The sequence below is a fragment of the Nocardiopsis sp. LDBS1602 genome (assembly GCF_035818715.1).
Classification (GTDB): domain Bacteria; phylum Actinomycetota; class Actinomycetes; order Streptosporangiales; family Streptosporangiaceae; genus Nocardiopsis; species Nocardiopsis alba.
In genome coordinates this window covers 485273-511364 of the sequence record NZ_JAYLVW010000001.1, presented here as the reverse complement: position 1 = coordinate 511364, position 26092 = coordinate 485273, and the positions used below count along the sequence as shown (strand labels likewise).

The following is a 26092-nucleotide window of genomic DNA, read 5'->3' as shown; positions in this document are numbered from 1 at the left end:
GGAGGGTCCGGGCCCTCTCGGTCCTACGGTTCGTCTTCGGTTCCTCAGTCCTCGGCCGAGCCGCGCAGGTAGCGCAGCACGGCCTGGACCCTGCGATGGTCGTGGTCGTCCTGACCCAGGTCGAGCTTGAGGAAGATGGAGCGGATGTGCTTCTCCACCGCCCGCTCGGTGATGGTGAGCCGGTCGGCGATGCCCGCGTTGTTCAACCCCTCGGCCATCACCTCCAGCACCTCGGTCTCCCGAGGGGTGAGTCGCTCCAAGGCCTGGTCCCTTCGACGGCTGAGCAGCTGGGTCACCACCTCGGGGTCGATCGCGGCGCCGCCGCCGGCCACCCGCCGCAGCACGTCGAGGAACTCCTCGATGTCGGCGACCCGGTCCTTGAGCAGGTAGCCGACCTTGAAGGCCCCGCCGCCCAACAGTTCGGCGGCGTAGCGGCTCACCACGTGCTGGGAGAGCAGCAGCACCGCCACGTCGGGGTGGGTCTCGCGAATCCGCACGGCGGCCTTGATGCCCTCCTCCGAGTAGGTGGGCGGCATGCGGATGTCCACCAGGCACAGGTCCACGTGGGGGTGTTCGGCCACGGCGCGGAGCAGGGCCTCGGCGTCGCCGACCGACGCCAGGACCTCCACCCCGGCGTCCTCCAGGAGCCGGACCATCCCGCTGCGCAACAGCACCGAGTCCTCGGCGATGATCACGCTCGGCCCGTTCCGGTCGACGTCGGCACTGGTCACGGTCACGCCCTCCAGGGGATCTCGGCGGTCAGGACGGTCCCGCCGTCCTCGGGACCACGAACGTTCAACACCCCGTCGACGGCGTCGACCCGGTCCCACAGCCCGTACAGGCCGGTGCCGCGTTCGGGGTCGGCGCCTCCGACGCCGTCATCGGTGACGGTCACCAGCAGCAGGTCCTCGCGCGGTCCCCGGCGGCGTTCGACCACCACGAGCACCTCGGTGGCCCGGGCGTGCTTGGCGACGTTGGTCAACGCCTCGGTGACCACGTAGTAGGCCACCCCCTCCGCGCGCCCCGACGGCCGCTCGGACATCCTCATGTCCAGCCGGACCGGGATCGGGGAGCGTCCGATTGCCACCGGCAGGGCGGCCCCCAGACCGTGGTCGGTCAGGACCCGGGGGTGCAGCCCTCGGGCGACCTGACGCAACTCGGTCATGACCTCCTTGGACTCGCGCTGGGCCTCGGCGATGAGTTCGCGCGCGCCCTCGGGGTCGCGGTCCATCCGGGAGCGGGCACGGGTGAGGGTCAAGGTCAGGGCGAGCAGACGTTGCTGGGCTCCGTCGTGCAGGTCGCGTTCGATCCGGCGACGTTCGGCCTCGGCCGCGTCCACCATGCGCTGGCGGCTGTCCTGGACGTGCAGGAGCCGGCGGCGCATACGCACCTCGGGGGCGTCGAACAGCAGGGCGCGCATCAGCAGCACCTCGAAGGAGACCACGGCCGGGGCCGCTTTCAGGCCCAAGAGCACGAACACCGGCCCGAACAGCATCAACCCCAGGGGACCCACCAGTTCCACGGGCCGGGCCCCCTGTGCCAGGACGTAGACCAGGCCGAACAGCGCTCCCAGGGCGGCGGCGCTCCCGCACACCACCAGCACGACCACCAGACCTCCGACGACCAGTCCGTGCAGGCCGGCGGCGGTGCTGTGGACCACCATCGACCAGGCCTCACGGCCGAAGACGAAGTTCCAGCCTCGCGCCCACCGGTTGGAGCGGGCCATCGGGTCGGGGGTATGGGCCTCCACGATCCCGAACACGTTGGCCAGACGGACCCGCTGGACGGAACAGGCCAGCCTGGCCAGCAGGGTGGCGACCACCGGGAACACGACCATGAACACCAGGACGTCGGTCAACACCCGCTCCGGCGGGCTCTCCGGTGCCGTTCTTCCGAAGGGGGCGTAGAGCGCCACCCCCACCCAGGTGATCGAGGCGACCAGCAGACAGGCCGGGAAGAGGTAGAACAGCGCCAACGCCAGGGAGGTCATCAGATGCAGGACCTCGACCAGCCGCGCCCGCCAGGTGTAGCCCCGACTCTCCTCGAGGAAGGGCACGTCGACCGAGGCGCGCGGCCATCGTCCGGCCCGCGTGCCCGCCCCCGATCTCTCCGCGCCGCTCACGGGTTCCAATCTAGGGCCGTGGCGCGGTCACCGACGATGCCCTCAGCACGAGAGTGACGGGTGGTGCTGGCACTACCCGGCCTCGCGCCCTCGAAGTAGGGTCGCGGAGCGGGCCTCGGCCGAGGCGGAGCGGCGGAAGGAGAGACGTGGACTGCGGCTGCGACGTTCGACGGGAGATCGAGGGCTTCGGGCCCGATGAGGGCCTGTACCAGCGGAGCCCGATCCGCGCCGGGGAGGTCGAGGCGCTGGTCGACCCGGTGGACCTGGAGGCCGACCCCTGCCTCTTGGAGGGGTATCCGCTGTCCGGGGAGAGGTTGGAGCGGGCCGCCCGGGCGGCCGGGTTCACGCCGCGCGCCGACCTGGACTACTTCCTGAGCGCCCACCGAAGGGAACCCGGCTCGGTGCCGATGGCCTCGCTCCTGGCCGACCTCGGCCGGATCAACACGTTCTTCGCCCTGGAGAGCACGCCTCCCGGACCGGGCTGGGAGCCGGTGATGCGCGGCGAACCGACCGGGCCGCGCCTGGCCGCCGAGGTGGAGGGGGTCCGCGCCAGGATCGCCGCGCGTTTCGGAGGGCGCCCCGAGGACGTGGAGTGGCGGGTGGCCGCCTCCCTGTTCCACCAGAGCCTGTCCTCCCGGGTGCTCTCCCCCGTCCTGGCCGCCGCGATCCTGTACGGGGTCCGCATGGACCCGTTCCACCTCTTCCTGCGGACCGGCCACGACGGGCCCATGACCCTGCGCACGATCGACCACGAGGCCGGGCCGCTCCCCGATCGCTCCCCCGAGGCGATCGCCGCCTGGGTGGAGGCGACCGCCCTGGCCGGGCTGTCCCGCGTCGTCCACGCGCTGCGCGAGGTCGGTCGGATCTCTCCCCGGCTGCTGAACGGCAACACCTCCTCGTCGCTGGCCGGAGCGGCCCGCGCCCTGGCCGAGGCCCGTCCGGAGCGTCGCGAGGTCGTCGAGGCGGTCGCGCGCCGGCTGTTGGAGGGGCCCTCCCTGAAGGGCGGCGGTGGCCACACGGAGGCCGACGGGCACGGACGTCCGGTGTTCCGCCGGACCACCTGCTGTCTCTACTACCGGGTCCCGAACGGCGGGAAGTGCGGGGACTGCGTCCTTCTGCACCGAGGCGGGTTTCGAGGCTTGATCCCCTCATGATGGGAAGAACGGGGACATGACCTCTATGAGCGATGACCCCGAAGGCTCCCTCCGCCCCGGGCCCGCCCACGTGCTCCTCTGGGGACCCCCGGTCGGCGCGGCCGCGGTGGGGGCCCTGGCCCCCGGACTCGCCTTCTGCGCGATGTTCGCGCTGGGCTGGATCCTCTTCGGAGGGACGACCGGCGCCCTGGCCGGATCCTGGCTCCTGGCCGCCGCGGCCCTCCTCCTTCCGACCCTGGCCCTGTGGGGGCTGGTCCGTCTGCTGCGTCTGATGGGGGCGTCCTTCCCGTGGACGCTCGCGCTGATCGCCCTGGCCCCGGGGATCGTCCTGGGCGTGCTGTACGCACCGGAACGGACGGTCTACACCGACTGGACCCTCGTTCCGGTGGTGCTGTGGGGCTACCTGATCGTGTGGCTGGGGCTGGCCCGGCCCTTCGGGGCGAAGCGGAGCGGCGCGTCCACCGCCATGACCGACCGACACCCTTGAGCGCACTCCCTGGAGTGCCGGTTCCCGGTGCGTCGGGGGTAGCGTTGGGGAGGATCAGGGATGTTCTCGGAGGTGCGTGCGTGACCAGGCAGTACTACTCGGTGGATCAGGTCGCGGAACTCCTGGGCCTGCACGTCAAGACCGTGCGCGCCTATGTGCGCGAGGGGCGGCTCCCGGCGACCAGGATCGGCAAGCAGTACCGGATCCACCGCAAGGATCTGGTCGACTTCACCGGAGGCTCCCCCGACGGCGATGAGGAGGAACGCCGCACGCGGCCGCGCGTGGAGGCCTCCACCGTCCTCCAGATCGACGACGTCGACGACGCCACGGCCGACCGGTTGAGCACCCTGGTGACCTCGGCCGGTATCGGTGTCTCCGAGAACGCCTCCCGGGTCCACGCCCAGGTGGTGCGCGACCCCGAGCGGGGCCGGGTCAAGATCGTCCTGGTGGGCGACCTGGAGGGGACCGCGCGGCTGATGGAGTACGTCCGCTCCCTGGTCCACGACGACCTCTGATCGGCACGGCCCCGAGCGCCGGAGGCGGCCCGCCGGACCGCGACACCGGCGCCGACCTGCGGTCATGGTCGACCACGACGATATAGCGTCGTGTCGACGCCGTTGCGGACACCGATGTTCACCGGAGGCCACCATGTCCGACCTGCCGATCGGCTACTGGCTCAAGCACCTGGACCGCTTGTTGGAGAACGACCTCGACCGGACCCTGGCCGAGGAGTCGTTGGGGCGGCGCCGGTGGCAGGTGCTCAACTCGCTGCGCAACGAACCGGGCACCGTCGCGGAGCTGGACCGTCGGCTGAGCCCGTTCCTGGACGAGGACGAGAGCACGGTCGCCCCCGAGGTGGAGGCGCTGCGCGGTCGTGGCTGGGTGAGCGGCCGGGACCCCCTGGAGACCACCCCGGAGGGGGATCGGATCCACGACGCCCTGCTGGAGCGGGTGCGTGAGGCGCGCGAGCGCCTCACCGAGGGGATCTCGGACGAGGAGTACCGGATCACCGTCGACGTACTGGAGCGGATGTCGGCCAACCTGGAACGGGGCTGAGTCCTGACCGGTCGGTCGACCTCGGTCCGGCTCAGCGGGGCAGTTCGCGGGTGAGTTCGACGAAGGCCAGATCGTCGCGCTTGGGGAGCCCGAAGGCCTCGTCGCCGTAGGGGAAGGGCTCGATCCGGCCGGTGGAGGTGTAGCCCCGCCGCTCGTACCAGGCGATCAGTTCGGTGCGCTGCTTGAGCACCTTCATCCGCATCAACCCGCTGCCCCATACGCGGGCGGCCGTCCGTTCGGCCTCGGCCAGCACGATCCGTCCCAGCCCCGCGCCCTGGAGGTCGGGGCGGACGGAGAACATCCCGAAGTAGGCCCCGTTGACGCCGCGCTGGAGTTCGCAGCAGGTGATGATCTCCCCGTCCCGCTCCCCCAGCAGGACGAGGGTGTTGCTCCGGGAGAGCAGGTCGCTCATACCGTCGGCGTCCATCCGCTGTCCGTCCAGGAGGTGGGCCTCGGTGGTCCATCCCTGTTCGGAGCTCTCTCCCCGATAGCAGGAGTTGACCAGGTCGACCAGGGCGGGGACGTCGGCTTCGACCGCGTTCCGGAAGTCGATGCCGGAGGCCGGGAACACCGTCTCCTCGGCGTTCGGGGTGGTGGTCACGCGCGTCTCCCTCTTGTGTCCGTTCTGTCCCAGAGTATGTCCGCCGTCACGGCACTCGCGCGCGCCCATGGTGGTCGAGGAGTCCCTCAGTCCCGGCCCCGGTCGTGGGCTCGCAGCGACTCGATGTGGACGAGGAAGGCGCGCAGGCGGCTCCGGGCCACCTCGGGGGTGATCTGTTCGGGGTTGGTCATGAGTTGGAGGGAGATCCCGTCGACGAAGGTGTGCAGATACTCCGACCAGGTCTCCAGCCAGGGGTCGGGCTGGACCCGGGTGGGGTCCTCCAGGGGCGGCAGGTCGGCCAGGGCGGCGACGAGCCGTCGATAGAGCGAACGCTGTCGATGCCAGCGCTCCTCCAGCCGGGGGTCGAGGAAGTCGGGGTCTCCGGTGGCCTCCCAAGCGCGGTACTCGGCCCGGCGGGTCTCGTCCAGGGGCAGCATCTGCTCGGCGAAGCCCAGGACCCGGTCGACCATGGGCGCCTCGGGGTCGAAGGTCTCGGAGTGTTCGCGCATGCGCTCGATCACGCGGGCCTCGGACAGGTCCAGGGCGAAGGCGAGCAGGTCGTCGCGGGTCTGGAAGTAGTGGCGCAGGGCGCCGGTGGACAGGCCCGCCTCGGCGGCGACGCCGCGGAGGGAGACCGCCATCGGTCCGGACTCGGCGATCACCCGCCACAGGGCCTCGGCGAGGGCGCGGCGGCGTTCCTCGTGGTCGACGATCTTCGGCATGCCTCTTTTTTAGCACACCTGTGTTATTTTATTTCACACACTCGTGCTAAAAAGGAGTCCCGATGCCTCCCCTGGACGTCTTGATCCCGGTCGCCGGACTGGCGCTGCTGGACACGCTGAGCCCCACCACCCTGGGCGTCTCACTCTTCGTCCTGCTCGGCGGGGCCCGCTCGGTGGCCCGCCCGCTCTTCGTCTACCTGGGCACCGTCGCCCTGTTCTACTTCACCCTGGGCTGCGCCCTCATGCTCGGACTCGGCGCGCTCCTGCCCCGCCTGGCCGGCCTGACCGAACACCCCGTCGCCGGCTGGGCCATGCTCGTTCTGGGCGCCGCCCTGTTCGCCTACTCCTGGATCATGCCCACCGAGAGAACCGAACGCCGCCGCCCCACCTCCCTGCGCACCACCACGATGATCGGGCTGGGGCTGGCCACCGGTCTGCTGGAGGCCGGGACCGCGCTGCCCTACCTCGGCGCGATCGGCATCATGGGCACCGCCGGTCTGGCCGCGTCCACTTGGGCGCCGATGCTGGCCGCCTACAACCTCGTGATGGTGCTGCCGCCCGTGCTCCTCTACCTGGGCCACCGGGTCCTCGGTGAACGGCTGCGACCGCGACTGGACCGCTTGAGGGACAAGGTCGATTCCGGCTCCCGCGAGGCGATGGCCTGGGTGATCGGCATCGTCGGCCTGATCCTGCTGGTCAACGGCCTCCAGCGGGTCGGGGTCGTCTCGATGATCGACGCCCTGCCCCTGTGAGGTTGCAGAGGCCGCCTCAAGGCACGCGGGTCGACGCCTCCTGCCGGATACGACCCGCGGCCGGCCGTGCGCTACCTGGAGGGCCGCTCCCGGCGGTGAGGAGCGGGGAGGTTCCGTGGTGGTGCCGGCACCACCACGGAACCTCGGGCACGGGGTCCTGACAGGGCGCGTTCCCGGACGTAGCTTCGAAGGCATGAGAGCGCTTCTCTTCGTTCGCGTGATCCGCGAGACCCGCTATCTCTTACTCGGCCTGCCCCTGTCCCTCGTCTCCTTCGCCCTGGTCGCGGTCGGTCTGGTCCTCGGAATCGGCACCGCCGTGCTGTTGGCGGGGCTGGTGGTGCTCTCCGGGACCCTGGTCCTGGCCCGAGGGTTCGCCCACCTGGAACGCCTACGCCTGTCGGACCTGTACGGACGACCGGTGGTCCGACTCCCCTATCGGGGGGTTCCGGCTCGGGCGGGCACGGCGCGCCGCCTCCTGACCCCGTTGACCTGCGGTCGCAGCTGGTCCGACGTGCTGCACGCGCTGCTGTGCCCGATCCCGGCGACGATCGGTGCCGTCCTGGCTGCGGCCTGGTGGGCGCTGGCCCTGGGCGGACTGCTCTATCCGCTCTGGGGCTGGACGCTCTACCTGGTCCCCGGCTACACCGAGGTGGGCCGATTCCTGCTTCCCGAGAGTCCGGCGCTGGCAACCCTGGCGGTCTATCTGGTCGGCGGGCTTCTGTTCGCCCTCACCCTGCCGATGGCCCTGCGTGTGCTGGCCTGGACGAGTTCGTCGCTGTCCCGGCTGTTGCTCCTGGCCCCCGAGGAGGTGACCGCTCGGGTGCTCACCTCCCGGGAGAGGAACGCCGGGGCTGAGGGTCAGAGGCGCGACACCCATCGGCGACGCTATGTCTCGGCCCGTCAGGAATCCCCGATGTCCTGAGGAGGGTGTGAAGGGTGCTCCCCGTCGGCCCGGTCGAGGAGGAACTCCAGGACCGGGCCGGTCTGGCCGAGCACCGCGTGGCCCACCCCGGGCAGGGAGAGGGTTCGGGCGTGCGGCACGTGAGCGCGTACGCGGCGCAGGGTCCGCGCCGAATCGAACATCCGGTCGCGCTCGCCCACGATCACCTGTACCGGCATGGCCAGTGAGCGCAGATCGGCGTCGGAGACGAGCGGCAGGCGCGCGGTGCGCGGACGGAAGTCGGAGAAGTTCTCGAACACCGCCTCCAGCATGGCCCGATCCCCGGGACGGTCCAGGCCGGTCATGGTCCGCACGGCCCTACGGCGTCCGCGCTCTCCGAACAGGGTCGACAGGGCCGCGCCCGCCAGGCTCCACCGACGTTCCCGTCCGATCCCCGCGGGGCAGAGCAGGCAGAGCGCTTCGACGCGGCCGGGTCTGCGGATCGCGTGGTCCAGCGCCGTCCAACCGCCCAGGGAGGTCCCGACCAGGAGGATCCGATCGAGGCCGAGCCCGTCCAGGACGTCGTCCAGCCACAGCGCCGTCGCCTCGGTGGCCGGGTCCGGCCGTGCGGGGGCGCTCAGACCGGGTTCGCCGATCAGGTCCACCGCGTACACCCGAAAGTGCGCGGACCAGGCGGTGACATCCTCTCGCCAGGCCGCCGCGTTGGCGCCGGCGCCGTGCAGCAGGACCAGGGCCGGAGCCCCGGGCGGGCCGCTGGCCAGGACGAAGGTCTCCCCCTCCCGGGTGGCGATCTTCAGATGGTCGGCGGGTACGGGCCAGTGGGCCAGTTCGCGACGGTAGCGCTCGAGGGCGCGGCGGCCGGCCTCCTCGGTGCGGTAGATCTCCACCATGAATCCTCCCTTGAGTTCGTGAAGCAACCCTAATCTTCCCTCTGCGAGAACCACAAAGGGGATTTTGGGGAATGTCGACGAGGAAGTTGACCTCAATCAATGTTGAGGTTCTATGGTTCGAGGGAACCCGAGCCCCGAACGATCGGTGGGACCGATGAGCATGGAAATGGCCGCGTGGAACTCCATCTACCACGCGATGCACGCCGAGGAGGATCGACGGCCCTTCTCCCTGCCGGTGCTGCGCAGGATCGCCGGCTTCGCCCGTCCCCACTCCCGACGACTGGTCTGGTTCCTGGCCCTGAGCGTGGTGACCGCCGCCCTGGCCGTGGCCGCACCGCTCCTGGCCGGCCGGGTCGTCAACGCCATCGTCGACGGCTCCGCCCTCGGCCCCGTACTGCTGCTGGCCGGACTCATCGCCTTGGTCGCCATCACCGAGGCCGTCCTGGGCCTGGTCGTCCGGTGGCTCTCCGCGCACGTGGGAGAAGGGCTCATCCTGGACCTGCGCACCACCGTCTACGACCACGTCCAGCGCATGCCGGTCGCCTTCTTCACCCGCACCCGCACCGGAGCCCTGGTCAGCCGGCTCAACAACGACGTCATCGGTGCCCAACGGGCCTTCAGCGACGTGCTCTCGGGCGTGATGAGCAACCTGGTCACCCTGGTCCTGGCCCTGGTCGTCATGATGACCCTGTCCTGGCAGATCACCCTGTTGGCCCTGGTCCTGCTCCCGGTCTTCGTCCTGCCCGCCCGACGCATGGGCGCCCGCCTGGCCAGGATCGAACGCGAACGCACCCTGCACAACGCCGCCATGGGCACCCAGATGACCGAGCGCTTCTCCGCGCCCGGCGCCACCCTGGTCAAGCTCTTCGGCCGGCCCGACGAGGAGTCCTCGGAGTTCGCCCGCCGGGCCTCCCGGGTCCGCGACATCGGTGTGCGCACCGCGATGGTCCAAGAGGTCCTCTTCACCGCGTTGACCCTGGTCTCGGCGCTGGCGCTGGCCCTGGTGTACGGGCTCGGCGGCTACCACGCCCTGGCCGGAACCCTGGACGCCGGCACCGTCGTGGCGATGGGCATGCTCCTGACCCGGCTCTACGCCCCGCTGACCGCTCTGGCCGGGGCCCGGGTCGAGGTGATGAGCGCCCTGGTCAGCTTCAGCCGCGTCTTCGAGATCCTCGATCTCAAGCCCCTGGTCGACGAACGTCCCGACGCCCGACCCGTCCCCGAGGGGCCGGTCTCCCTGGAGTTCGACTCCGTCACCTTCGGCTACCCCACCGCCGACAAGGTCTCCCTGGCCTCCCTGGAGGAGGTCGCGACCCTGGACACCACCGACCACGGGCCCGTTCTGCGCGAGGTCTCCTTCAAGGTCGAACCCGGCCGGACGGTGGCGCTGGTCGGCTCCTCCGGAGCGGGCAAGTCGACCATCGCCCAGCTCACCCCGCGCCTGTACGACGTGGACTCGGGCAGCGTACGCCTGGGCGGCGTCGACGTGCGCGAGCTGACCTTCGAGTCCATCCGCGCGAACCTGGGCATGGTGACCCAGGACGGCCACCTCTTCCACGAGTCCATCCGTTCCAACCTCACCCTGGGGGCGCCGGAGACCGACGACGAACGGATCTGGGAGGCGCTGCGCCGCGCCCGCCTGGACTCCCTGGTCGCCGATCTGCCCGACGGGCTGGACACGGTGGTGGGCGAACGCGGCTACCGCTTCTCGGGCGGTGAACGCCAGCGTCTGACCATCGCCCGACTGCTGCTCACCGACCCCGAGGTCGTGATCCTGGACGAGGCCACCTCGGCTCTGGACTCCACCTCCGAGGCCGCCGTCCAGGCCGCTCTGACCGAGGCGCTGGAGGGACGCACCGCCCTGGTCATCGCCCACCGGCTCTCGACGATCCGGGCCGCCGACGAGATCCTGGTCGTGGAACAGGGACGGATCGTCGAGCGGGGCGCCCACGCCGAACTGCTGAACCGCGACGGCCGCTACGCGGAGCTGTACCGCACCCAGTTCGCCCAGGGCACCGCGCGGGACGGCTCCGAGGAGGACACCGAGGCCGTCCCCGCGGCCGGTTGACGCCGACCCTCCCCCGAACCCCGTCTCCCCGGTGGCGCCACACCGGGGAGACGGCCTTGTCCAGAGGCCTGTCTAGAGGCTCTTGATCACCCTGGCGGGGTTGCCGACGGCGACCACGTTCGCGGGCAGGTCGCGGGAGACCACCGCGCCGGCGCCGACGACGGTGTTGTCGCCGATGGTCACGCCGGGGCAGACGATGACCCCGCCGCCCAGCCACACGTTCTCACCGATGGTGATGGGCTCGGCCGACTCCCAGCCGGCCTTGCGCTCCTCGGGGTCCAGGGGGTGGGTGGGGGTGAGCAGTTGGACGTTGGGGCCGATCTGGGTGTGGGAGCCGATCCTGATCGGCGCCACGTCCAGCATGACCGCCCCGTAGTTGACGAAGACGTGGTCTCCGAGGGTGATCCGGTAGCCCAGGTCCACCGACAGCGGAGGGCGCACGTCTCCCCCTTCGCCCACCTCGCCGAGCAGGTCGGCCAGGGCCTCGGCGCGACCTTGCGGGTCGTCGGGGGCGGTGGTGTTGAAGCGCTCCATCAGTTTCTGCGCGCGAACGGAGTCGGCGGCCACCTCGTCATCGACCCGGTAGGGCTCACCGGCGAGCATGCGTTCCTTCTGACTGGTCAACGAAAGGTCCTTTCGAACGGTGGACCCACGACCCTAGAGGGTGCCCCCCGCGACGCGCAGGTCTCCAGGATCGAGGTACTCCCGGGGCGCTGAACCCGAGAAAGGGGCGCGGAGGGGGTTCCGCTCCACACCCCTTGCAACTACAGTCGGTAGTACTACACCTGGTAGAGGAGTGGGCATGCACGTTCTCGTCGCCGGAGCCGGAATCGCGGGGGCCGCCGCCGCGCTCGCCCTCGGCAACCAGGGACACCGGATCACCGTCCTGGAACGCGCCCCGGCCGCCCGCGACGGCGGCTGCGCGATCGTCCTGTGGAGCAACGGCACCGCCGTCCTGAAGGACCTCGGCGTGGACCCGACCGCCCTGGGAGAACGCATCGAGGCGGTCGACGTGTACAGCGCCCGCGGCCGCGCGCTGATGTCGGTCGACACCACCCGACTGGAGACCCGCTTCGACGCCCCGGTCCTGGGCGTCCCCCGCCGGAACCTGCACCGGCGCCTCCTGCGGGACCTCCCCGAGGAGATCCTCCACTACGGGGCCCGCCTGACCCACGTGCAGGAGGGCGGCGACCACGTACGGGTCCGCACCTCCGAGGGCCGCGAGTACACCGCCGACCTGCTCATCGGCGCCGACGGGGTCAACTCCGCCGTACGCGCCGCCCTGCCCGGCCCCCTTCCCGAGGCCGAGACCACGGGCGCGGCCACCTGGCAGGGGTTGGCCTCCACGCTCCCCCTGGACCTGGCCTCCCGCTCCCGCCTGTACATGGGCCGCCGGGGCGGGGTCGGCTTCAACCCCGCGGGCCGGGGCCTGGTGCAGTGGCTCATCGACCTGCGCCACACCCCCGACGTCGACCTGGACCGCCCCGACCGGGCCCTGCCCCTGCTGCGCGAGCACTACGCGGACTGGGCCGAACCCGTCACCACGCTGTTGGCCCACCTGACCGAGCACGACCTGGAACTCTTCCCCCATCGCAGGCACCGGGTCGGACGCCGCTGGGGGCACGGCCGCGTCCTGCTGATCGGCGACGCCGCCCACGCGATGCCGCCCATCCTGGCCCAGGGAGCAGGACAGGCGTTGGAGGACGTCTCCCTGCTGACCCGGCTCCTGCCCACCGCCGACCTCACCACCCGGGCGGGACGTGAGGCCCTCCAGCACGCCTACACCCGTCGACGCGCGCGCCAGGCCCGACTGGCCTCGACCATGGCGACCCGAGGGGTGGCCACCTCCGGTCCGCGCACTCTGGCCCAGAGCGAGGCGGCGCTGCGCGGAGCCGCCCTCCTGCCCTCCGGCCTGCCCACCCGCGTGTTCGAAGGCCTCATGACGGGCGTCAGCGAGCGTCTGCGGGCCGGTGCCCCTGTCGAACACGCGCTCCCCCGCCCCTGAGCGAGAACGACGGCGGGGCCGCCCCCTTCCAAGAGGACGGCCCCGCACGGACACGGAACGCTCACAGCACCTTGCGGACGCCGGGGATCGTTCGGATCAGCGCGGCGCTCGCCCAGCACAGCGGCACCGCCAGGGCGGACAGGGCGGCGAACTTGGTCACCGCGGCGGCCTCCCAACCGCTCAGGGCCAGACCGAGCCCCACCAGCACCACCGCGTGCAGCACGTACACGGCGAAGGCGTTGTCGGACAGGAAACGCCACAGGCGGCCGCTCCGGTTCACGAACCGGCGGAAGGACACCAGCAGCGCCAGGATCACGCCCAGGGTGAAGAAGGACTCCACCAGGATCTGGACCAGCGCCTGCCAGGAGCCGGGGGTCAGCGCCGCCTCGTCGAGCGGCCCCGCCATCCCCACGGCCATCACGACCAGGGCGACCAGGGCCATCACCAGCCCGACGGGACCGGCCCGGCCGGGCAGACGCCGCGCCCAATCACCGCGATAGGCGAGGATCCCCACCACGAACAGGGAGACGTACTGGGGCAGGTAGCCGGGGCTGGGCAGCCCCACCACCGGCCAATAGGGCGCGGGGAAGGCCCACCGCCACAGGAAGGTGACCAGCCCCAGACCCACGGCGAACACCAGCACGGGCACGAACCAGCGCAGCGGACCCCGCTCGGCAGGGGCTCCGGTCGCCGACACGGCTTCGGGGACGGTCACGGCCGAACGGCGATCGCGCAGCCGGCGCACCAGTGAGTAGACCAGGCTCATCACCAGCAGCACCTCGACGAACCAGAGCGGCCCCGGGTCGACGCTGAGCAGGTAGAGCAGCCACAACGGCAGGTCGGGTTCGGCCTGAAGGATCTCGGAGTAGGCCGGCGCCATCGCGATCGGACGCAACAGGATCAGGAACAGCAGGAGGGGGACGCCCAGACGGACCAGGCGTTCGCGGACGAACCCGCGCCGCCCCTTGCGGTCGAAGGCGCCCGGCACGAAGTAGCCGGCGATGAGGAAGAACATGCCCATGAAGAACGTCTGGTTGACGATCACGAACACGTCCAGCAGCACCCCGGAGGGGTCCTGCGCGGGTTCGGTGTAGAACCACACCGGGATGTTGCCGTAGGTGACGGCCGCGTGGTGCAGCACGACCAGGATCGTGAGCACCACGCGCAGATGGTCGACGTAGTGCAGACGGGATCGGGGGGTCGGGGGCGAGACGTCGCCCGTGGAGGGTTCGGTGGTCGATGTCATGGTGACCTCGTGGTGGGTGGGGCTGGGGACGACGGTTCGACCCGGATCGCGTGGAGGAGGAGGTCGGCGAGTTGCTCCGCGTGCGCCGGCAGGTCGTGGTCGGGGTGCACCCGCCAGTACTCGAACATGCCGTCCACGGCCGACTGCTGGCTGACCGCCATCACGCGCACGTCGAAGTCGCGGAACTCTCCGCTCTCCTGGCCCGCCCGGTAGAGGTTCTCCAACCCCTCGTACAGGGGCTCGGCCTGGAGGCCGCCGTAGCGGGGGTTCCCCCGGGAGTCGCGGGCGTGGATGAAGATCTGGGCCAGGGCCGCCATGCGCTCGCGGTGCTCCAGCGCGTACTCGGCCACACCGCGGATGTGGACGCGCAAGGCCTCCGAACTACTGTCCTGGGCCATCATCCGGGGCACGACCGTCTCACCGATCTCGGTGTAGACGTCCATCACCACCTGGTCCATCAGCTCGTCCTTGCCCTCGAAGTGGTAGGAGATCACGCCCTTGCTGATCCCCGCCGTCCGCGCGATCCGGGCCAGAGAGGCGTTGGGATAACCGAGCTCGGCGATGGTGCGCACCGCGGCGTCGATGATCTGTTCCCTGCGGGCCCTCTCGATGAAGGACCTCTTCTGACCGTCCGGCTTATTTTTTGACCGCATGGCCAGAATTTAGCACGGGCGGCCTGAAAACCATGGGGGATCCCCCTGAACCGCCCCTGGCCCGCCCCCGAGCGATCACGCACGCCGACCCCGAGGAAAAGGGCCGGCGCACCACCCCCGCGCCCGAGGACGACCAGGTCGCAGGCGGGTGGAAGATGGATTCCATGACCCGACCCGCATCAGGCCTCCCATGGCCGGTCCTCGCCTGGGTCGCGCTCGGCGGTGCCCTGGGCGCCTCGGCCCGACACGGACTGGACCTCCTCTGGCCGCACGCCGCCTCCGGGGTCTCCTGGACCACCCTGGCCATCAACGTCACCGGCAGCCTGCTCATCGGCGTGCTCATGGAACTGATCGTCCACCGGTGGCCGCACAACCCCTACACGCGTCCGTTCCTCGGCGTGGGACTCCTCGGCGGGTACACGACCTTCTCCGCCTACGGCGTGGACGTGGTCACCGCCCTGGAACGGGGCTTTCCGCTCACCGCGTTCGCCTACCTGGCCCTGACCCTGATCGGCGCGCTGACGGCGGCCTGGGCCGCCTCGTCCCTGGCGCACCGGGTGCTCGCCCACGGCGGCGGGAGGAACCCGTGACCACGCTGATGGTGGCCCTGGGCGCGGCCGTGGGCGCCCCGCTGCGGTTCCTGGTGGACCTGTTCCTCAAACGCTGGCTGGGTGAGGACTTCCCCTGGGGCACCCTGGCCGTGAACGTGGTCGGCAGCCTCGTCCTGGGCGTGGTCATGGCGCTGCCGCTGCCCACCGAGGCGACCGCCCTGCTGGGCGTCGGCTTCTGCGGCGCCCTGACCACCTACTCCACCTTCGCCTACGAGACCGTGCAGCTCACCCGGACCGGCGCCCGTCCGCGGGCCCTGATCTCGGTGCTCGCACACCTGGTGGCGGGCCTGGGAGCGGCCTGGTGCGGACTGCACCTCACCGCCCTGCTGCTCTTCTGAACGGCCGGTCCCCCCGCTCATCCGGCGAGCCGTTCCCGGAGCCGACCGATGATCTCCCGCCGCCGTGCCGAGAAGCCCGAGTCCTCCTGCGAACCCCTCGGTGCGGGAACGGGGCTCCCTCCCCGGGACAGGGACTCCCGCATCCTGGCGGCCAACACCGGGTCCGGATCGAAGCCCTCGACCTCGCGGGGCTCCTCCACGGCCACCGCCTCAGGGGCCTCGCGCGCGACACCCTCGGTCCCGGCGTCGGCGACCGGCGGGGGCGGGAGCTCCTCCCCCGGCGTGCTGCGACAAGGCCCCCCACAGCCCGCACACCTCCCTCCGGGCACGTTGCGGACGCTCGGATGGCTCGGACAGGTCAGGTTCGCCCTGCCCTGGGAATCGAGGGCGAACCCCGGCGTGTCCCGCGACGGATCGGCCCCCTCCATCGCGGCCCGGGGGTCGAGCGCCCCGGACACTCCGAAGGTGCTCAACCTCCCGTCCAGGAAGGCCCGCGCCGACTCCGGGCTCCTCAAGCGCCTCATCAACGCCGGGAAGGGCCGCCGTAGGCTCTCCACCCCCCTGAACAGGGACAACAGTTCCCGTGGCTCCAGGCCGCGCCGGGTGAGCCTCTCCACCGCCCCCTCCAGCCGCTCCCGGTCCGTGGGCGGATCCAGTAGAAGACCGTCGGGAATGAGCGCGATCCGTCCGTGGACGCCCCGCCCACGTGGACGCCGCCCACGTGGACGCCGCCCACGTGGACGCCGCCCACGTGGACGCCGCTCGCGGGGCTTCTCCTCGCCCGGGGGCTCCTCGCGCGGGTGCGCGCGCCCTGTACCCTCCCGCCCACGGACGGATTCAGCGACCTCCTCTTCCTGGAAACCCTCACCAGGGAACAGGTCTGTAGGTCGATCTGACCGGGGGCCCATGTCAGATCGACCAGGGGTCGATTCCTCGGTCCGCTCCCCTTCGAGCGCGAGCGGATCCTCCGTCTCGGGCGGCTCCGGATCGCCCATGCCCCGGCCCTCCTCATACGAGGAGCCCTCATCGTGGAAGGGGTTCTCCTCGCCGAGAGCGTTCTCCCGGCTCGCGTCCAGATCCTCCTCGTAGAACGGCTCCGGCGCCTCCGTATCCCAGCGGCCCTCGTCGCAGTAGTCCTCCCACTCCTCCTCTCGCCGCTCCTTTTTCTCGTCCGTCTTCCGGGTGGCGGGGCGAGGAGGCGGCGGCCGGAGCCGGGGCCGGTTGAACCGGGTCAACGGCTCCTCCCCCAAGGCGGCGCGGGCCTCGTTGATCTCGGCCAGGACCGGTTCGGGAAAGTCCTCCATCGGGATCAACAGCTCCAGTACACAGGGCAGGCGGTGCGGAGAGCGTCCCCGGGCGATCTCCCGGGCGAAGAAGATCCGGGCCTGTGCCGGGTCGAGTTTGCGGACCATGCCGGCCTCGATCAGATCGACGATCCCGCGCTGGGCGCTGGAGAGACTGAGCATCCCACCGGAGCGTTCGACCATCGTGTTCAGGTGGAAGAAGCAGAAGCCGCCGTCGGGGTCGACGGCGTCGGCGATGATCGTGGCGGCGCAGAAGGCGCGCATCCTGGCGAACCGGCGCTCGCGGCGCGCCTTCTGCAACCACAGGCCCGGAATGAAACCGATGCCCCGCATCGTGCCGATGCGACGCCTGCGCGGAAGGATTCGCGTGAAGGTTTTCGCGTGATCGGCGGTGGAAGCGGCGGGGGGAGAGGTAGACTCCATGATGAGTCGCCTTCCTGGGTCTAAGGCAGGAAAGTGGCACGGTCGCCCGCCCGTCACGGCGAGGCTCGACCACAACCCGGCCCGGTGTTCCTAGCACCGGCCGGGTTTTCTTGTCGTGCCTCAAGTTAGCGAATCGAACACGAGTACGCCGGCCTTTCGCTCGAATTCGTCCGAAAAAAAGAACGACCGAACGACCGGTGCACACAAAGGCAAGAAAAGCAGTTCCTTCGATAATTCTCCCCCCATTGTTTCAATGTAGGGAAATGCCCCTTTTCTTCCTCGGGGGGACGGGCATGGCCCGCCCACACCGCCCGACGGCGGCGCGAACGGGCCACGACTCAGTTGATCGGACCGAAGACCTCGGCGCGGTCGAAGTCGGCGTCCATGCCGTCCAACACCGCCCCGATCTGCTTCTCCTCGTACCTGAAGTGCGTCTCCATGACCGCCTCGATCCCGTCCAGATGGCGGTGCGCCACCTCCGGATCGGCCGAATCGGCCACGGCCGTGCGCAGTTCACCGATGAGGTGCTCGATCATGTTGTGGTCCTGCGAAAGCTTCGCGACCACCGGCGCCAGATCGGGCCGTGCCCGGAGCAGCTCCGGGAACAGCGAACCGTCCTCGGCGCGATGGTGGCCGGACAGGGCCGCGCAGAATCCGTGGCAGAACAGCAACAGGTCGGTGGCCACATCGGCGGGATCGCCGCCGTCCAACCCCGCCCTGGCCAACACCAGCGCATGGCGCAGTTTGCCGTGGACCCGACGCAGTTCCTCGCCCCAGGCGGTGGCGCGCTCAGTCGACAAGGACGCCCTCCCGTCGCAGCCAGGCCGCGCAGGCGCTCGTCCAGGACGCGGTGTGCGGCACGTTCGCGATGAACTCGTGCGACGCGCCGCCGTACTCCACACCGTCGGCCAGCCCGATACCGTGACCGCCGTCCGGGTAGACGTGCGACTCGACCCGGACCCCGGCGGCCGCCAGAGCGCGGGTCCACTCCAGGGTGTTGGGCAGGCCCGGAGGGTCCTGGGCGGTGGCCCACACGAAGGTCGGACACACCGAGGAGTCCACGTGCCTGGCCGGGGACAGCTCGTCCTTGATCGGCAGCAGATCGCCGAGCAGGTTCTCGACCACCGGCGGCGGCAACAGGTCCAGGTCGGCCAACGCGTAGGGCAGGATCGCGAAGTCCGGTCGGGGCGGAGCGGTGACGCCCTCCTCGATGGACAGGACCCGGCCGGTCATGAGCAGACCGGCGAGTTGGCCGCCCGCGCTCGATCCGAGTACGCCGACCCGGCCGATGTCGAGGCCGTGGTCACCGTCGCGAACGTGGTCCAACGCGGCCCGGGCGTCTTCGAGCGGGGCCGGGAACCGGTGCGGCAACAGCCGGTAGGACAGGACGAAGGCGTGGATTCCGAGGCCGGACAGCCAGCGGGCGTAGCCTTCGCCCTCATGGGGTGGGAGTTCCCGGAAACCTCCGCCGGGCAGAACGAGGACGGCGGGGCGGGGGCCGAGGAACCGGTCCTCGGCGGGGTAGAGCTCGATCTTCTGTGAAATCGGGGTGGAAATGGCCGAAGCCACCTTTCGATACGACGCCTCCATGCCTGACGATCCGTTCGTCACCGGCACGCGACGCTGACCGAAACTATAGCCGGAGCCCGAGAGGCGGTCGCCTCGTGCCACCGAGGCGGGTGGGCGGCCTCCGCTACCGTGGCCGGCATGTCCCTCCTCGACCGACTGGACCGGTTCAACCGGCGCCACCCCTGGAGCCACAACGACCTCTACGGCCCTTGGGCGGCCCACAAGGCGGGCGCCATCGGGGCCCGCCGTGTCCTGGACGTGGGGTGCGGGACCGGTCACCTCGTCGACCGGCTGAGGCGCGGGGCGCCGGAGGTGACCGGTCTGGAACCCGACCCCGACACCGCCCGCCGGGCCCGGGAGCGCTTCGCGCACACCCCCGGCGTCACCATCCTCCAGAGAGGGTTCGACGAAGGGATCGGCTCCGGCTGGGACGCGATCACCCTGGTCGCCGTCCTGCACCACCTGCCGTTGGAGCCGACCCTGCGCGCCCTGAGGGAGGCGTTGGCACCGAAGGGACGTCTGGTGATCGTGGGCTGCCACCGGGAGGAGGGCCCGGTCGACCTGCTCCTCGCGCTGGTCTCGGCGCTCCTGAACCCCCTGGTGGGGATGGTGGTACAGCCCCGGGCCGTGACCGAACCGCCCCCGCACATGAGGGCCCCCACGGCGGCGCCGCGCGAGAGCCTCGCCGAGATCCGTGCAGCGGTCCGTCGAGAGCTGCCCGGGGCCCGGATCCGACGAGGCCTCTTCTGGCGGTACACGCTGGTCTACGACCGTCCCGCCTGAGCCGCCGGCACCGTCGCTACGGACCGACCAGGGCCTCGGGCTCTTCGGGCAGCACCTGGCCGCCGTCCACGACCAGCGCCTGACCGGTGATGAAGGAGGCCCCCGGACCGGCCAGGAACAGGCAGGCCTGGGCGATGTCCTCCACCTCGCCCAATCGCCCCAGAGGCACCACCGAACGCATGCGCTCCAGGTACTCCTCCCCCAGTTCCGCCAGCCCCTCGGTGCACACGTTGCCCGGCATCACCGCGTTGACGGTGACACCGCGCGGCGCCAGCTCCAGGGCCGCGCTGCGCATGAACCCCAGCTGGGCGGCCTTGGTGGCCCCGTAGTGGGACCAGCCCGCGTAGCCGGTCAGGGGTCCGGTGATGGAGGAGGTGATCACCACCCTTCCCCGGTCGGAGGCGGCCAGGGCCTCCATCGCCGCGCGCACCATCAGCATCGTCCCCTTCAGATTGGTGCCGATCACCTCGTCCAGTTCGGCCTCGGTCATCGTCGCCAGCGGGGACGAGGGGAAGACGCCCGCGTTGGTGCAGAGCACGTCCAGGCCGCCCGTGCGCTCGACGACCTCCTCGACGATGCGGGCACAGTCGGCGGCCCGGGAGACGTCGCCCACCGCCCACTCCACCCCGGGAAGGTTCCCGGCGGCCTCCCGCGTCCGTTCCTCGTCCCGTCCGGTGATCACCACCCGGTCTCCGGTCCGTGCGAACGCCCGGGCGATCCCGGCGCCGATCCCCCTGGTCCCTCCGGTCACCAACACCGACCGTCGTTCCTCCGACATGGCACCGCCTCACGCGTTCGATCCCGACCCATCGTGACCACCCAAGCACGCTCGGGCATCCGGGAGAAGAGGAGGGCACACCGAATCCTCCGACAGCGGTACGGAGCTCATGGAGGGGCGGGTTCCGGCGGTGGGGTCCGCGCGATGAGAACGAACGGCGCGCGGACCCCACCGGTGCCGATCACACCCAGGTGTGGTCCTCGTCGGTGACCGCGCCCAAGGAGGCGTCGGCCACCACCGCGCGGGGATCGGGCAGCGCCGCCAGGGCCGGTCCGATCGGCGGGAAGAGCGGCAGCTCCGCGGTGTCCCGGTGGTGCACCCACTCGACGACACCGACCTCGTAGGACCCGTCGGCCTGAAGGTCGTACTCCTCCTTCGCCAGCCCCTCCTGGACGGCGGGGGCGATGTGCAGCCGATAGAGCAGGTGCAGCTTGCGGGGCGAGGGGGTCCGGCCGGGACGGGTGACCCGCTGGTCCACGACCCACAAAAGCTCCGGGGATCCGACCTCGGCCGGGTCCAGCGCCAACTCCTCCTCCAACTCGCGCCGGAGCGCGACCTCCAGGTCCTCGCCGGGCTCCACGTTCCCGCCGGGCGGCGTGTAGTGGACCGAGTCGGGGCGGTCGCGGCGGATGAGGGCCACCCGCTCTTCGCAGAACACGAGCGCGCCGACCCGGATCTTGATCCGTGAGAACGGTGCGAGGGAGGGGTCCGTCGGGTTCGTCATGCGGGCAGTATGACGGGGCGGGGGCACCTCGCCGAGCCCCCGCCCCGTCCGGATCAACGCTCCAGGTAGGAGCGCAGGTGTCGGGCGGTCAGGGTGTCCGCCCCGTTCACCAGTTCGGTCGGGCTCCCCTCGAACACGATCCGACCGCCGTCGTGCCCGGCCCCGGGCCCCAGGTCGATGATGTGGTCGGCGTGGGCCATGACCGCCTGGTGGTGTTCGATCACCACCACGGTGTTGCCGTCCTCCACCAGGCGATCCAGGAGGGCCAACAGCCGGTCCACGTCGGCCAGGTGCAGACCGGTGGTGGGCTCGTCCAGCACGTACACCGCGCCCCGCTCGGCCATGGAGATCGCCAGCTTCAGCCGTTGGCGCTCACCGCCGGAGAGCGTGGTCAGGGGCTGGCCCAGACCGAGGTAGCCCAGACCCACGTCGTGCAGCCGGTCCAGGATGGTGCGGGCGTTGCCGCCGGTGAAGAACTCCCGCGCCGCCTCGACCGACATCGACAGCACCTCGCTGATGTCCTTACCGCGCAGCCTGTGCCGGAGCACCTCGGCCTTGAACCGGCGCCCCTCGCACTTCTCACAGGTGGAGGCCACACCGGCCATCATCGCCAGGTCGGTGTAGACGACGCCGGCGCCCTTGCACTCGGGGCAGGCGCCCTCGGAGTTGGCGCTGAACAGGGACGGCTTGACCTCGTTGGCGCGGGCGAAGGCGGTCCGGATGGGGTCGAGCAGCCCGGTGTAGGTGGCCGGGTTGGAGCGTCGGGAGCCGCGGATCGCCGACTGGTCGACGACCACCACCCCCTCGCGGCCGGGCAGGGAGCCGTGGACGAGCGAGCTCTTGCCCGATCCGGCCACACCGGTGACCACGGTGAGCACCCCCAGCGGGATGTCCACGGAGACGTCCTTGAGGTTGTGGCCGTTCGCCCCTCGGATGGACATGTGTCCGGCAGGGGCGCGCACGCTCTCCTTCAGGTGGGCGCGGTGATCCAGATGGCGGCCGGTGAGGGTGCCCGAGGCGCGCAGCCCGGCCACGTCACCGGTGTAGGTGACGGTGCCGCCCGAGGGGCCCGCCCCCGGACCCAGGTCCACGACGTGGTCGGCGATGGCGATCGTCTCGGGCTTGTGCTCGACCACCAGCACGGTGTTGCCCTTGTCGCGCAGGCCGAGCAGGAGCCGGTTCATCCGCTCGATGTCGTGCGGGTGCAGACCCACGGTGGGCTCGTCGAAGACGTAGGTGATGTCGCTGAGGCTGGATCCCAGGTGACGGACCATCTTGACGCGCTGGGCCTCGCCGCCCGACAGGGTGCCCGATTCCCGGTCCAGGCTCAGGTAGCCCAGACCCACCTCCACCAGGGAGTCCAGGGTGTCGCCGAGGTTGTCCACCAGCGGTTTGACGCCCGGGTCGTCGATGGTGCGCACGAACGCCGCCAGGTCGTCGATCTGCATGGAGGCGCATTCGGTGATGGTGCGTCCGGCGACCTTCACCCCTCGGGCGGCCTCGTTGAGGCGGGTGCCCTCGCATTCGGGGCAGACCGAGAAGCGCACCGCGCGGTCCACGAAGGCGCGGATCGCGGGCTGCATCTTCTCGCGTTCCTTGGTCAGGTAGGTCCGCTTGAGCTTGGGGATCAGGCCTTCGTAGGAGAAGGAGTTCTTGCCGACCTTGACCTTGGTGACGGGCAGGTGGAGGAAGGTGTGCCACTCCTCGTCGGTGTAGTCGGCCAGCCGCTTGTCGGGGTCCAACAGCCCGGAGTTGACGAAGACCTGCCAGTACCAGCTGTCCACGGTGTATCCGGGGACGGTGATGGCGCCCTCGTTCAGGGAGAGGGAGCGGTCGAAGAGCTCCTCCCGGTCGATCCGGTTGGTGCGCCCCAGCCCCTCGCATTCGGGGCACATACCCTCGGAGCTGTTGAAGCTGAACACGCTGGAGGGCTCCAGGCGCGGGCTGCCGACACGGCTGAAGACGATGCGCAGCATGGCGTGGGCGTCGGTGGCGGTCCCCACGGTCGAGCGCGAGTTGGCGCCCATGCGCTCCTGGTCGACGATGATGGCCGCGCTGAGGTTGCGCAGGGCGTCCACGTCGGGGCGGCCCAGGCTCGGCATGAACCCCTGGACGAAGGCGCTGTAGGTCTCGTTGATGAGCCGCTGGGATTCGGCGGCGATGGTGCCGAAGACGAGCGAGGACTTCCCCGAGCCGGAGAGGCCGGTGAAGACGGTCAGCCGTCTCTTGGGGATGTCCACGGACACGTCGTCGAGGTTGTTCTCCCGGGCCCCGCGCACCTGGATGGTGTCGTGGATATCGGCTTGGAGGACGGGTTCGGAGGTCAAGCTTCTCCCCTGATGCTCGAGGTCCATCGATGCCTTATGCGATAAACTAACAGCTGGCGAAGGTTAGTTTATTCCGTAAGGAGACGCAAGTGGTGATCTACGCGGGCCAGGGAGACCCCCGCCGGTCCATGACCCTGCTCTGGCGCGAGCAGGAGGAGGGCGAACGCACCGCCCCCGGCCCCAGGCCGGAACTGAGCGTGGATCTGGTGGTGCGCACCGCCATCGAGATCGCCGACGCCCAAGGGCTCCAGGCCCTGTCGATGCGGGCGGTGGGCGAACGCCTGGGACGCACGGCGATGTCCCTGTACACCTACGTGGCCAGCAAGAACGAACTCATCGACCTGATGTACGACGCGGCCTTCGCGCCTCTGGCCGACCGTCTCGAACAGGACGCGGCCGAGAACACGGTGAAGGGCCTGGGCTGGCGCGAACAGGTCCATACCTGGACCGCGCGCCTGTGGTACTTCTACCTCGAACACCCCTGGACCCTGGAGATCTCCCAGGCCCGACCGGTGCTGGGCCCCAACGAGTACCGGCTCTTCGAGTCGCTGGCCACGCTCTTCCACGGCGCGGGGCTCGAACCCCGGGCCGTCAGCAACGCCTACGGCAGCCTCCTCAACCTGGTCCGGGGCATGGTCCGCACCGCCGCCGAGGCCCGCCAGGCCCCGGTCGTGACCGGCGTGCCCGAGGACGAGTGGTGGTACGCCCGCTCCGGGCAGCTGGAGGAGATCGTCGAGGACTTCCAGGAGCGTTTCCCCGTTCTGACCCTGCTCACCGAGGCCGGGGCCTTCGACAACGACGACCCCGACGAGCCCTACCTGGAGCAGGAGGCCTGGGAGGTGCTCCGTTTCGGACTCGACTCGCTGCTGGACGGCGTACAGCGACGGATCGACGCCACGGGGAAAATCGATCGCCCGGCCGAAGACGATCATGGAAACATCGCCCCATGACCGATGACATGACCCCCGAACAGATCTCCCGACGCACCACGGCCGCCTTCGACGCCGCCGTGGGCGCCGGACGCGATCTCGGGCTCGACGTGGCCGACGCGAAGGTGCTCTACGAACTGTTCTCCGTCGTCGTCCACCTCGCCCCGTCACCGGTCGTGGCCCGGATCCCCGTCGTCCTGCCCGGCTCCACCGACCTCGACTCCCTGGCACGACGCCAACAGGAGGAGCTGGACGTGTCTCGGTGGCTCGCCGATCAGGGCGTGCCCGTGACCGTCCCCAGTCCCCTGGTGCCGCGCGAGCCCGTGCGTCGGGACGGGTTCTCGATGACGTTCTGGGCGTTCGTGGAGGAGGACCGGACGGCGGAGACCGACTACGTGGCCAACGCCGCCACCGTGCCCGACCTGCACGCCGTGCTGCGCTCCTACCCGGGATCGATCCCCTTCCTGTCCTCGGCCGAACCGTGGTTCGTCACCGAGGGCCTCGAACGCCTCGGCGAGCGCCCCGACCTGATCGGCCGGGAGGACCTGGACCGGGCCCGCCGCGAATGGCGGATCCTGGAACCCCTGGTGAGCTCGCGTGAGGCGTTCGAGAAGCGCTTCCCCGGGATCGACGTCCAGACGGTCCACGGCGACTGCCCCGCGGCGAACATCATGCCGACGGTGGACGGCGCCCTCTACGCCGACTTCGAGATGGTCACCTCGGGGCCGGTGGAGTGGGACATGGCGAGCCTGGGCCCGGAGTTCCGGGAGGCCTACGACCGCGGCGCCCGGAGCAACGACATGAGGCCGCTGGACGAGGAGGTGATGCGGTTCGTCGACGCCGTGGGCGCGCTGCGGACCATCGCCTTCCTCTCGCTCACGCCGCACCTTCCCGACCTGGCCGGCTACCTGCTGCCGATGGTCGAGCAGTGGCGGCGGACCCCCTTCGCCGCGGGCCTGGAAGGCTGATGTCGGAGGGCGAAGGGGCGGCGTCCGCGAGGACGATCGGGGACCCGTGGGGCCCCTGGGATCCGCTGTCCCCTCGGGAGGTGGCGGACCTGTTCGAGGGCGTCGCCTCCCCGTGGTGGATCTCCGGCGGTCACGCCATCGAGTTCGCCGTCGGACGCCGATTCCGTCCGCACGAGGACATCGACGTCCTGCTGCTCCGGCGTGATCGGCACGTGGTCCAGGAGGTGCTCGCCGACTGGGAGTGGTGGGCCGCCGATCCGCCCGGGACCCTGCGTCCCTGGCTGATCGGCGAGACCCTGCCACCGCGGGTCCACGACATCTGGTGCCGCCCCGGTCCGTCCGCCCCCTGGCGTCTTCAGTTCATGCTCGACACCGCCGAAGGGGACGATTGGGTCTATCGAAGGGACGGACGGATCCGGCTTCCCGTGGCCCGGCTGGGAGGGCGCTCCCCGGACGGGATCCCCTACCAGGTGCCCGAGATACCGCTGCTGTACAAGGCCCGAGGGACGCGGGCCAAGGACGAACGGGACTTCTCCGAGGTCCTGCCCCTCCTGGGCTCCGAACAACGTCGATGGCTCGCCGAGGCCCTGTCCCTGGTCCATGACGAGCACCCCTGGATCGACCGGCTCCGCATGGAGGGGTGTTGAGGAGGATCGCTCAGATCCAGCCGAGCAGGTACAT

General features: G+C 70.7%; 28 protein-coding genes. 14 read left to right on the top strand and 14 right to left on the bottom strand.

The annotated features are described in order from the left end of the window. Positions 1-44: 44 nt before the first annotated feature. Positions 45-737: a response regulator transcription factor gene (locus U9J66_RS02430; RefSeq protein WP_017534873.1), complete on the bottom strand. Its 693-nt coding sequence runs from the start codon at positions 735-737 to the stop codon at positions 45-47. Further along, a complete protein-coding gene (locus tag U9J66_RS02425) occupies positions 734-2122 on the bottom strand; it encodes a sensor histidine kinase (RefSeq protein ID WP_014911060.1) in 1389 nt (462 codons plus the stop codon). The genes U9J66_RS02430 and U9J66_RS02425 overlap by 4 nt, the downstream gene beginning before the upstream one ends. A 146-nt stretch (positions 2123-2268) precedes the next feature. On the opposite strand from U9J66_RS02425, the gene U9J66_RS02420 reads away from it, so the two are divergent. The 4 genes from U9J66_RS02420 to U9J66_RS02405 all read left to right on the top strand — a co-directional run bounded on the left by U9J66_RS02420 (position 2269) and on the right by U9J66_RS02405 (position 4819). Continuing rightward, positions 2269-3276, top strand: a complete 1008-nt coding sequence (locus U9J66_RS02420; RefSeq protein WP_326336897.1) for a (2Fe-2S)-binding protein — start codon at positions 2269-2271, stop codon at positions 3274-3276. 16 nt (positions 3277-3292) lie between these two features. Beyond that, the gene (locus tag U9J66_RS02415) at positions 3293-3763 is read left to right on the top strand and encodes a hypothetical protein (protein WP_326336896.1); all 471 of its coding nucleotides are present in this window, start codon (positions 3293-3295) and stop codon (positions 3761-3763) included. Between the two features lie 80 nt (positions 3764-3843). Further along, positions 3844-4278, top strand: a complete 435-nt coding sequence (locus U9J66_RS02410; RefSeq protein ID WP_161112009.1) for a helix-turn-helix domain-containing protein — start codon at positions 3844-3846, stop codon at positions 4276-4278. 133 nt (positions 4279-4411) lie between these two features. After that, positions 4412-4819: a MarR family winged helix-turn-helix transcriptional regulator gene (locus U9J66_RS02405; protein ID WP_014910430.1), complete on the top strand. Its 408-nt coding sequence runs from the start codon at positions 4412-4414 to the stop codon at positions 4817-4819. A gap of 31 nt (positions 4820-4850) precedes the next feature. Here the strand turns inward: U9J66_RS02405 and U9J66_RS02400 are convergent, their stop codons facing one another. Both U9J66_RS02400 and U9J66_RS02395 read right to left on the bottom strand, forming a co-directional pair. Beyond that, a complete protein-coding gene (locus tag U9J66_RS02400) occupies positions 4851-5420 on the bottom strand; it encodes a GNAT family N-acetyltransferase (protein WP_017534878.1) in 570 nt (189 codons plus the stop codon). 86 nt (positions 5421-5506) lie between these two features. Then, positions 5507-6142, bottom strand: coding sequence for a TetR/AcrR family transcriptional regulator (locus tag U9J66_RS02395; RefSeq protein ID WP_326336895.1), 636 nt, complete (start codon positions 6140-6142; stop codon positions 5507-5509). A gap of 62 nt (positions 6143-6204) precedes the next feature. Here U9J66_RS02395 and U9J66_RS02390 point away from each other — a divergent pair, with 62 nt between their 5' ends. Together U9J66_RS02390 and U9J66_RS02385 are read left to right on the top strand one after the other, a co-directional pair. Continuing rightward, positions 6205-6894 carry a GAP family protein gene (locus tag U9J66_RS02390; protein ID WP_326336894.1) on the top strand — a complete coding sequence of 230 codons (690 nt, stop codon included), beginning with the start codon at positions 6205-6207 and terminating at the stop codon, positions 6892-6894. Between the two features lie 193 nt (positions 6895-7087). Further along, complete coding sequence (locus U9J66_RS02385; RefSeq protein WP_326336893.1) at positions 7088-7816, top strand: sensor domain-containing protein; 729 nt, start codon at positions 7088-7090, stop codon at positions 7814-7816. On the opposite strand, the gene U9J66_RS02380 is transcribed toward U9J66_RS02385, so the two are convergent. Then, entirely contained in the window at positions 7795-8685 is an 891-nt protein-coding gene (locus U9J66_RS02380) for an alpha/beta fold hydrolase (protein WP_326336892.1), read from the bottom strand. The two genes, U9J66_RS02385 and U9J66_RS02380, sit on opposite strands and share 22 nt — an antisense overlap. A gap of 154 nt (positions 8686-8839) precedes the next feature. On the opposite strand from U9J66_RS02380, the gene U9J66_RS02375 reads away from it, so the two are divergent. Beyond that, entirely contained in the window at positions 8840-10753 is a 1914-nt protein-coding gene (locus tag U9J66_RS02375) for an ABC transporter ATP-binding protein (protein WP_161112014.1), read from the top strand. Positions 10754-10825: 72 nt separating this feature from the next. Here the strand turns inward: U9J66_RS02375 and U9J66_RS02370 are convergent, their stop codons facing one another. Further along, complete coding sequence (locus U9J66_RS02370) at positions 10826-11356, bottom strand: sugar O-acetyltransferase (protein ID WP_014908553.1); 531 nt, start codon at positions 11354-11356, stop codon at positions 10826-10828. Between the two features lie 199 nt (positions 11357-11555). Between U9J66_RS02370 and U9J66_RS02365 the strand changes: the two genes are divergently transcribed. Next, on the top strand, positions 11556-12758 hold the full coding sequence (locus U9J66_RS02365) for an NAD(P)/FAD-dependent oxidoreductase (RefSeq protein WP_326336890.1): 1203 nt from the start codon (positions 11556-11558) through the stop codon (positions 12756-12758). A gap of 61 nt (positions 12759-12819) precedes the next feature. On the opposite strand, the gene U9J66_RS02360 is transcribed toward U9J66_RS02365, so the two are convergent. Together U9J66_RS02360 and U9J66_RS02355 are read right to left on the bottom strand one after the other, a co-directional pair. Next, positions 12820-14004: an acyltransferase family protein gene (locus U9J66_RS02360; protein ID WP_326336889.1), complete on the bottom strand. Its 1185-nt coding sequence runs from the start codon at positions 14002-14004 to the stop codon at positions 12820-12822. Then, on the bottom strand, positions 14001-14657 hold the full coding sequence (locus U9J66_RS02355) for a TetR/AcrR family transcriptional regulator (protein WP_326336888.1): 657 nt from the start codon (positions 14655-14657) through the stop codon (positions 14001-14003). Before U9J66_RS02355 ends, U9J66_RS02360 begins: the two co-directional genes overlap by 4 nt. A gap of 164 nt (positions 14658-14821) precedes the next feature. Between U9J66_RS02355 and U9J66_RS02350 the strand changes: the two genes are divergently transcribed. Further along, a complete protein-coding gene (locus U9J66_RS02350) occupies positions 14822-15247 on the top strand; it encodes a fluoride efflux transporter FluC (protein WP_326336887.1) in 426 nt (141 codons plus the stop codon). After that, the gene (crcB, locus tag U9J66_RS02345; protein WP_326336886.1) at positions 15244-15606 is read left to right on the top strand and encodes a fluoride efflux transporter CrcB; all 363 of its coding nucleotides are present in this window, start codon (positions 15244-15246) and stop codon (positions 15604-15606) included. Before U9J66_RS02350 ends, crcB begins: the two co-directional genes overlap by 4 nt. Before the next feature lie 17 nt (positions 15607-15623). On the opposite strand, the gene U9J66_RS02340 is transcribed toward crcB, so the two are convergent. From U9J66_RS02340 to U9J66_RS02330, 3 genes are all read right to left on the bottom strand, one after another. Then, on the bottom strand, positions 15624-17243 hold the full coding sequence (locus U9J66_RS02340; RefSeq protein ID WP_326336885.1) for a hypothetical protein: 1620 nt from the start codon (positions 17241-17243) through the stop codon (positions 15624-15626). Positions 17244-17671: 428 nt separating this feature from the next. Next, positions 17672-18133, bottom strand: coding sequence for a hemerythrin domain-containing protein (locus U9J66_RS02335; RefSeq protein ID WP_326336884.1), 462 nt, complete (start codon positions 18131-18133; stop codon positions 17672-17674). Then, positions 18123-18902, bottom strand: coding sequence for an alpha/beta hydrolase (locus tag U9J66_RS02330; RefSeq protein ID WP_326336883.1), 780 nt, complete (start codon positions 18900-18902; stop codon positions 18123-18125). Before U9J66_RS02330 ends, U9J66_RS02335 begins: the two co-directional genes overlap by 11 nt. Before the next feature lie 138 nt (positions 18903-19040). Here U9J66_RS02330 and U9J66_RS02325 point away from each other — a divergent pair, with 138 nt between their 5' ends. After that, positions 19041-19685 carry a class I SAM-dependent methyltransferase gene (locus U9J66_RS02325; protein WP_161112020.1) on the top strand — a complete coding sequence of 215 codons (645 nt, stop codon included), beginning with the start codon at positions 19041-19043 and terminating at the stop codon, positions 19683-19685. A gap of 16 nt (positions 19686-19701) precedes the next feature. Here the strand turns inward: U9J66_RS02325 and fabG are convergent, their stop codons facing one another. The 3 genes from fabG to U9J66_RS02310 form a co-directional block, all read right to left on the bottom strand. Further along, entirely contained in the window at positions 19702-20463 is a 762-nt protein-coding gene (gene fabG, locus U9J66_RS02320) for a 3-oxoacyl-ACP reductase FabG (RefSeq protein ID WP_326336882.1), read from the bottom strand. Between the two features lie 181 nt (positions 20464-20644). After that, positions 20645-21187 (bottom strand): NUDIX hydrolase, encoded by a 543-nt coding sequence (locus tag U9J66_RS02315; RefSeq protein WP_326336881.1) that lies wholly within the window; start codon positions 21185-21187, stop codon positions 20645-20647. Between the two features lie 53 nt (positions 21188-21240). Next, complete coding sequence (locus tag U9J66_RS02310; RefSeq protein ID WP_442789841.1) at positions 21241-23541, bottom strand: ATP-binding cassette domain-containing protein; 2301 nt, start codon at positions 23539-23541, stop codon at positions 21241-21243. Between the two features lie 62 nt (positions 23542-23603). On the opposite strand from U9J66_RS02310, the gene U9J66_RS02305 reads away from it, so the two are divergent. Genes U9J66_RS02305 through U9J66_RS02295 form a run of 3 tightly spaced genes read left to right on the top strand, consistent with a single transcriptional unit; the run spans position 23604 to position 26058 of the window. Next, the gene (locus U9J66_RS02305; protein ID WP_017534895.1) at positions 23604-24464 is read left to right on the top strand and encodes a TetR/AcrR family transcriptional regulator; all 861 of its coding nucleotides are present in this window, start codon (positions 23604-23606) and stop codon (positions 24462-24464) included. After that, positions 24461-25411 (top strand): phosphotransferase, encoded by a 951-nt coding sequence (locus U9J66_RS02300; protein ID WP_326336877.1) that lies wholly within the window; start codon positions 24461-24463, stop codon positions 25409-25411. The genes U9J66_RS02305 and U9J66_RS02300 overlap by 4 nt, the downstream gene beginning before the upstream one ends. Next, on the top strand, positions 25411-26058 hold the full coding sequence (locus tag U9J66_RS02295) for a nucleotidyltransferase domain-containing protein (RefSeq protein WP_326336875.1): 648 nt from the start codon (positions 25411-25413) through the stop codon (positions 26056-26058). The genes U9J66_RS02300 and U9J66_RS02295 overlap by 1 nt, the downstream gene beginning before the upstream one ends. The last annotated feature ends 34 nt before the right edge of the window (positions 26059-26092 follow it).

Excerpts from the sequence above, each read along its gene's own strand:
- U9J66_RS02415 (WP_326336896.1), top strand. The coding sequence starts at position 3,293 with ATGACCTCTATGAGCGATGACCCCGAAGGCTCCCTCCGCCCCGGGCCC.
- U9J66_RS02405 (WP_014910430.1), top strand. The coding sequence starts at position 4,412 with ATGTCCGACCTGCCGATCGGCTACTGGCTCAAGCACCTGGACCGCTTG.
- U9J66_RS02395 (WP_326336895.1), bottom strand. The coding sequence starts at position 6,142 with ATGCCGAAGATCGTCGACCACGAGGAACGCCGCCGCGCCCTCGCCGAG.
- U9J66_RS02390 (WP_326336894.1), top strand. The coding sequence starts at position 6,205 with ATGCCTCCCCTGGACGTCTTGATCCCGGTCGCCGGACTGGCGCTGCTG.
- U9J66_RS02385 (WP_326336893.1), top strand. The coding sequence starts at position 7,088 with ATGAGAGCGCTTCTCTTCGTTCGCGTGATCCGCGAGACCCGCTATCTC.
- U9J66_RS02380 (WP_326336892.1), bottom strand. The coding sequence starts at position 8,685 with ATGGTGGAGATCTACCGCACCGAGGAGGCCGGCCGCCGCGCCCTCGAG.
- U9J66_RS02375 (WP_161112014.1), top strand. The coding sequence starts at position 8,840 with ATGAGCATGGAAATGGCCGCGTGGAACTCCATCTACCACGCGATGCAC.
- U9J66_RS02370 (WP_014908553.1), bottom strand. The coding sequence starts at position 11,356 with ATGCTCGCCGGTGAGCCCTACCGGGTCGATGACGAGGTGGCCGCCGAC.
- U9J66_RS02365 (WP_326336890.1), top strand. The coding sequence starts at position 11,556 with ATGCACGTTCTCGTCGCCGGAGCCGGAATCGCGGGGGCCGCCGCCGCG.
- U9J66_RS02360 (WP_326336889.1), bottom strand. The coding sequence starts at position 14,004 with ATGACATCGACCACCGAACCCTCCACGGGCGACGTCTCGCCCCCGACC.
- U9J66_RS02355 (WP_326336888.1), bottom strand. The coding sequence starts at position 14,657 with ATGCGGTCAAAAAATAAGCCGGACGGTCAGAAGAGGTCCTTCATCGAG.
- U9J66_RS02350 (WP_326336887.1), top strand. The coding sequence starts at position 14,822 with ATGACCCGACCCGCATCAGGCCTCCCATGGCCGGTCCTCGCCTGGGTC.
- U9J66_RS02340 (WP_326336885.1), bottom strand. The coding sequence starts at position 17,243 with ATGCGGGGCATCGGTTTCATTCCGGGCCTGTGGTTGCAGAAGGCGCGC.
- U9J66_RS02325 (WP_161112020.1), top strand. The coding sequence starts at position 19,041 with ATGTCCCTCCTCGACCGACTGGACCGGTTCAACCGGCGCCACCCCTGG.
- fabG (WP_326336882.1), bottom strand. The coding sequence starts at position 20,463 with ATGTCGGAGGAACGACGGTCGGTGTTGGTGACCGGAGGGACCAGGGGG.
- U9J66_RS02315 (WP_326336881.1), bottom strand. The coding sequence starts at position 21,187 with ATGACGAACCCGACGGACCCCTCCCTCGCACCGTTCTCACGGATCAAG.
- U9J66_RS02310 (WP_442789841.1), bottom strand. The coding sequence starts at position 23,541 with ATGGACCTCGAGCATCAGGGGAGAAGCTTGACCTCCGAACCCGTCCTC.
- U9J66_RS02300 (WP_326336877.1), top strand. The coding sequence starts at position 24,461 with ATGACCGATGACATGACCCCCGAACAGATCTCCCGACGCACCACGGCC.
- U9J66_RS02295 (WP_326336875.1), top strand. The coding sequence starts at position 25,411 with ATGTCGGAGGGCGAAGGGGCGGCGTCCGCGAGGACGATCGGGGACCCG.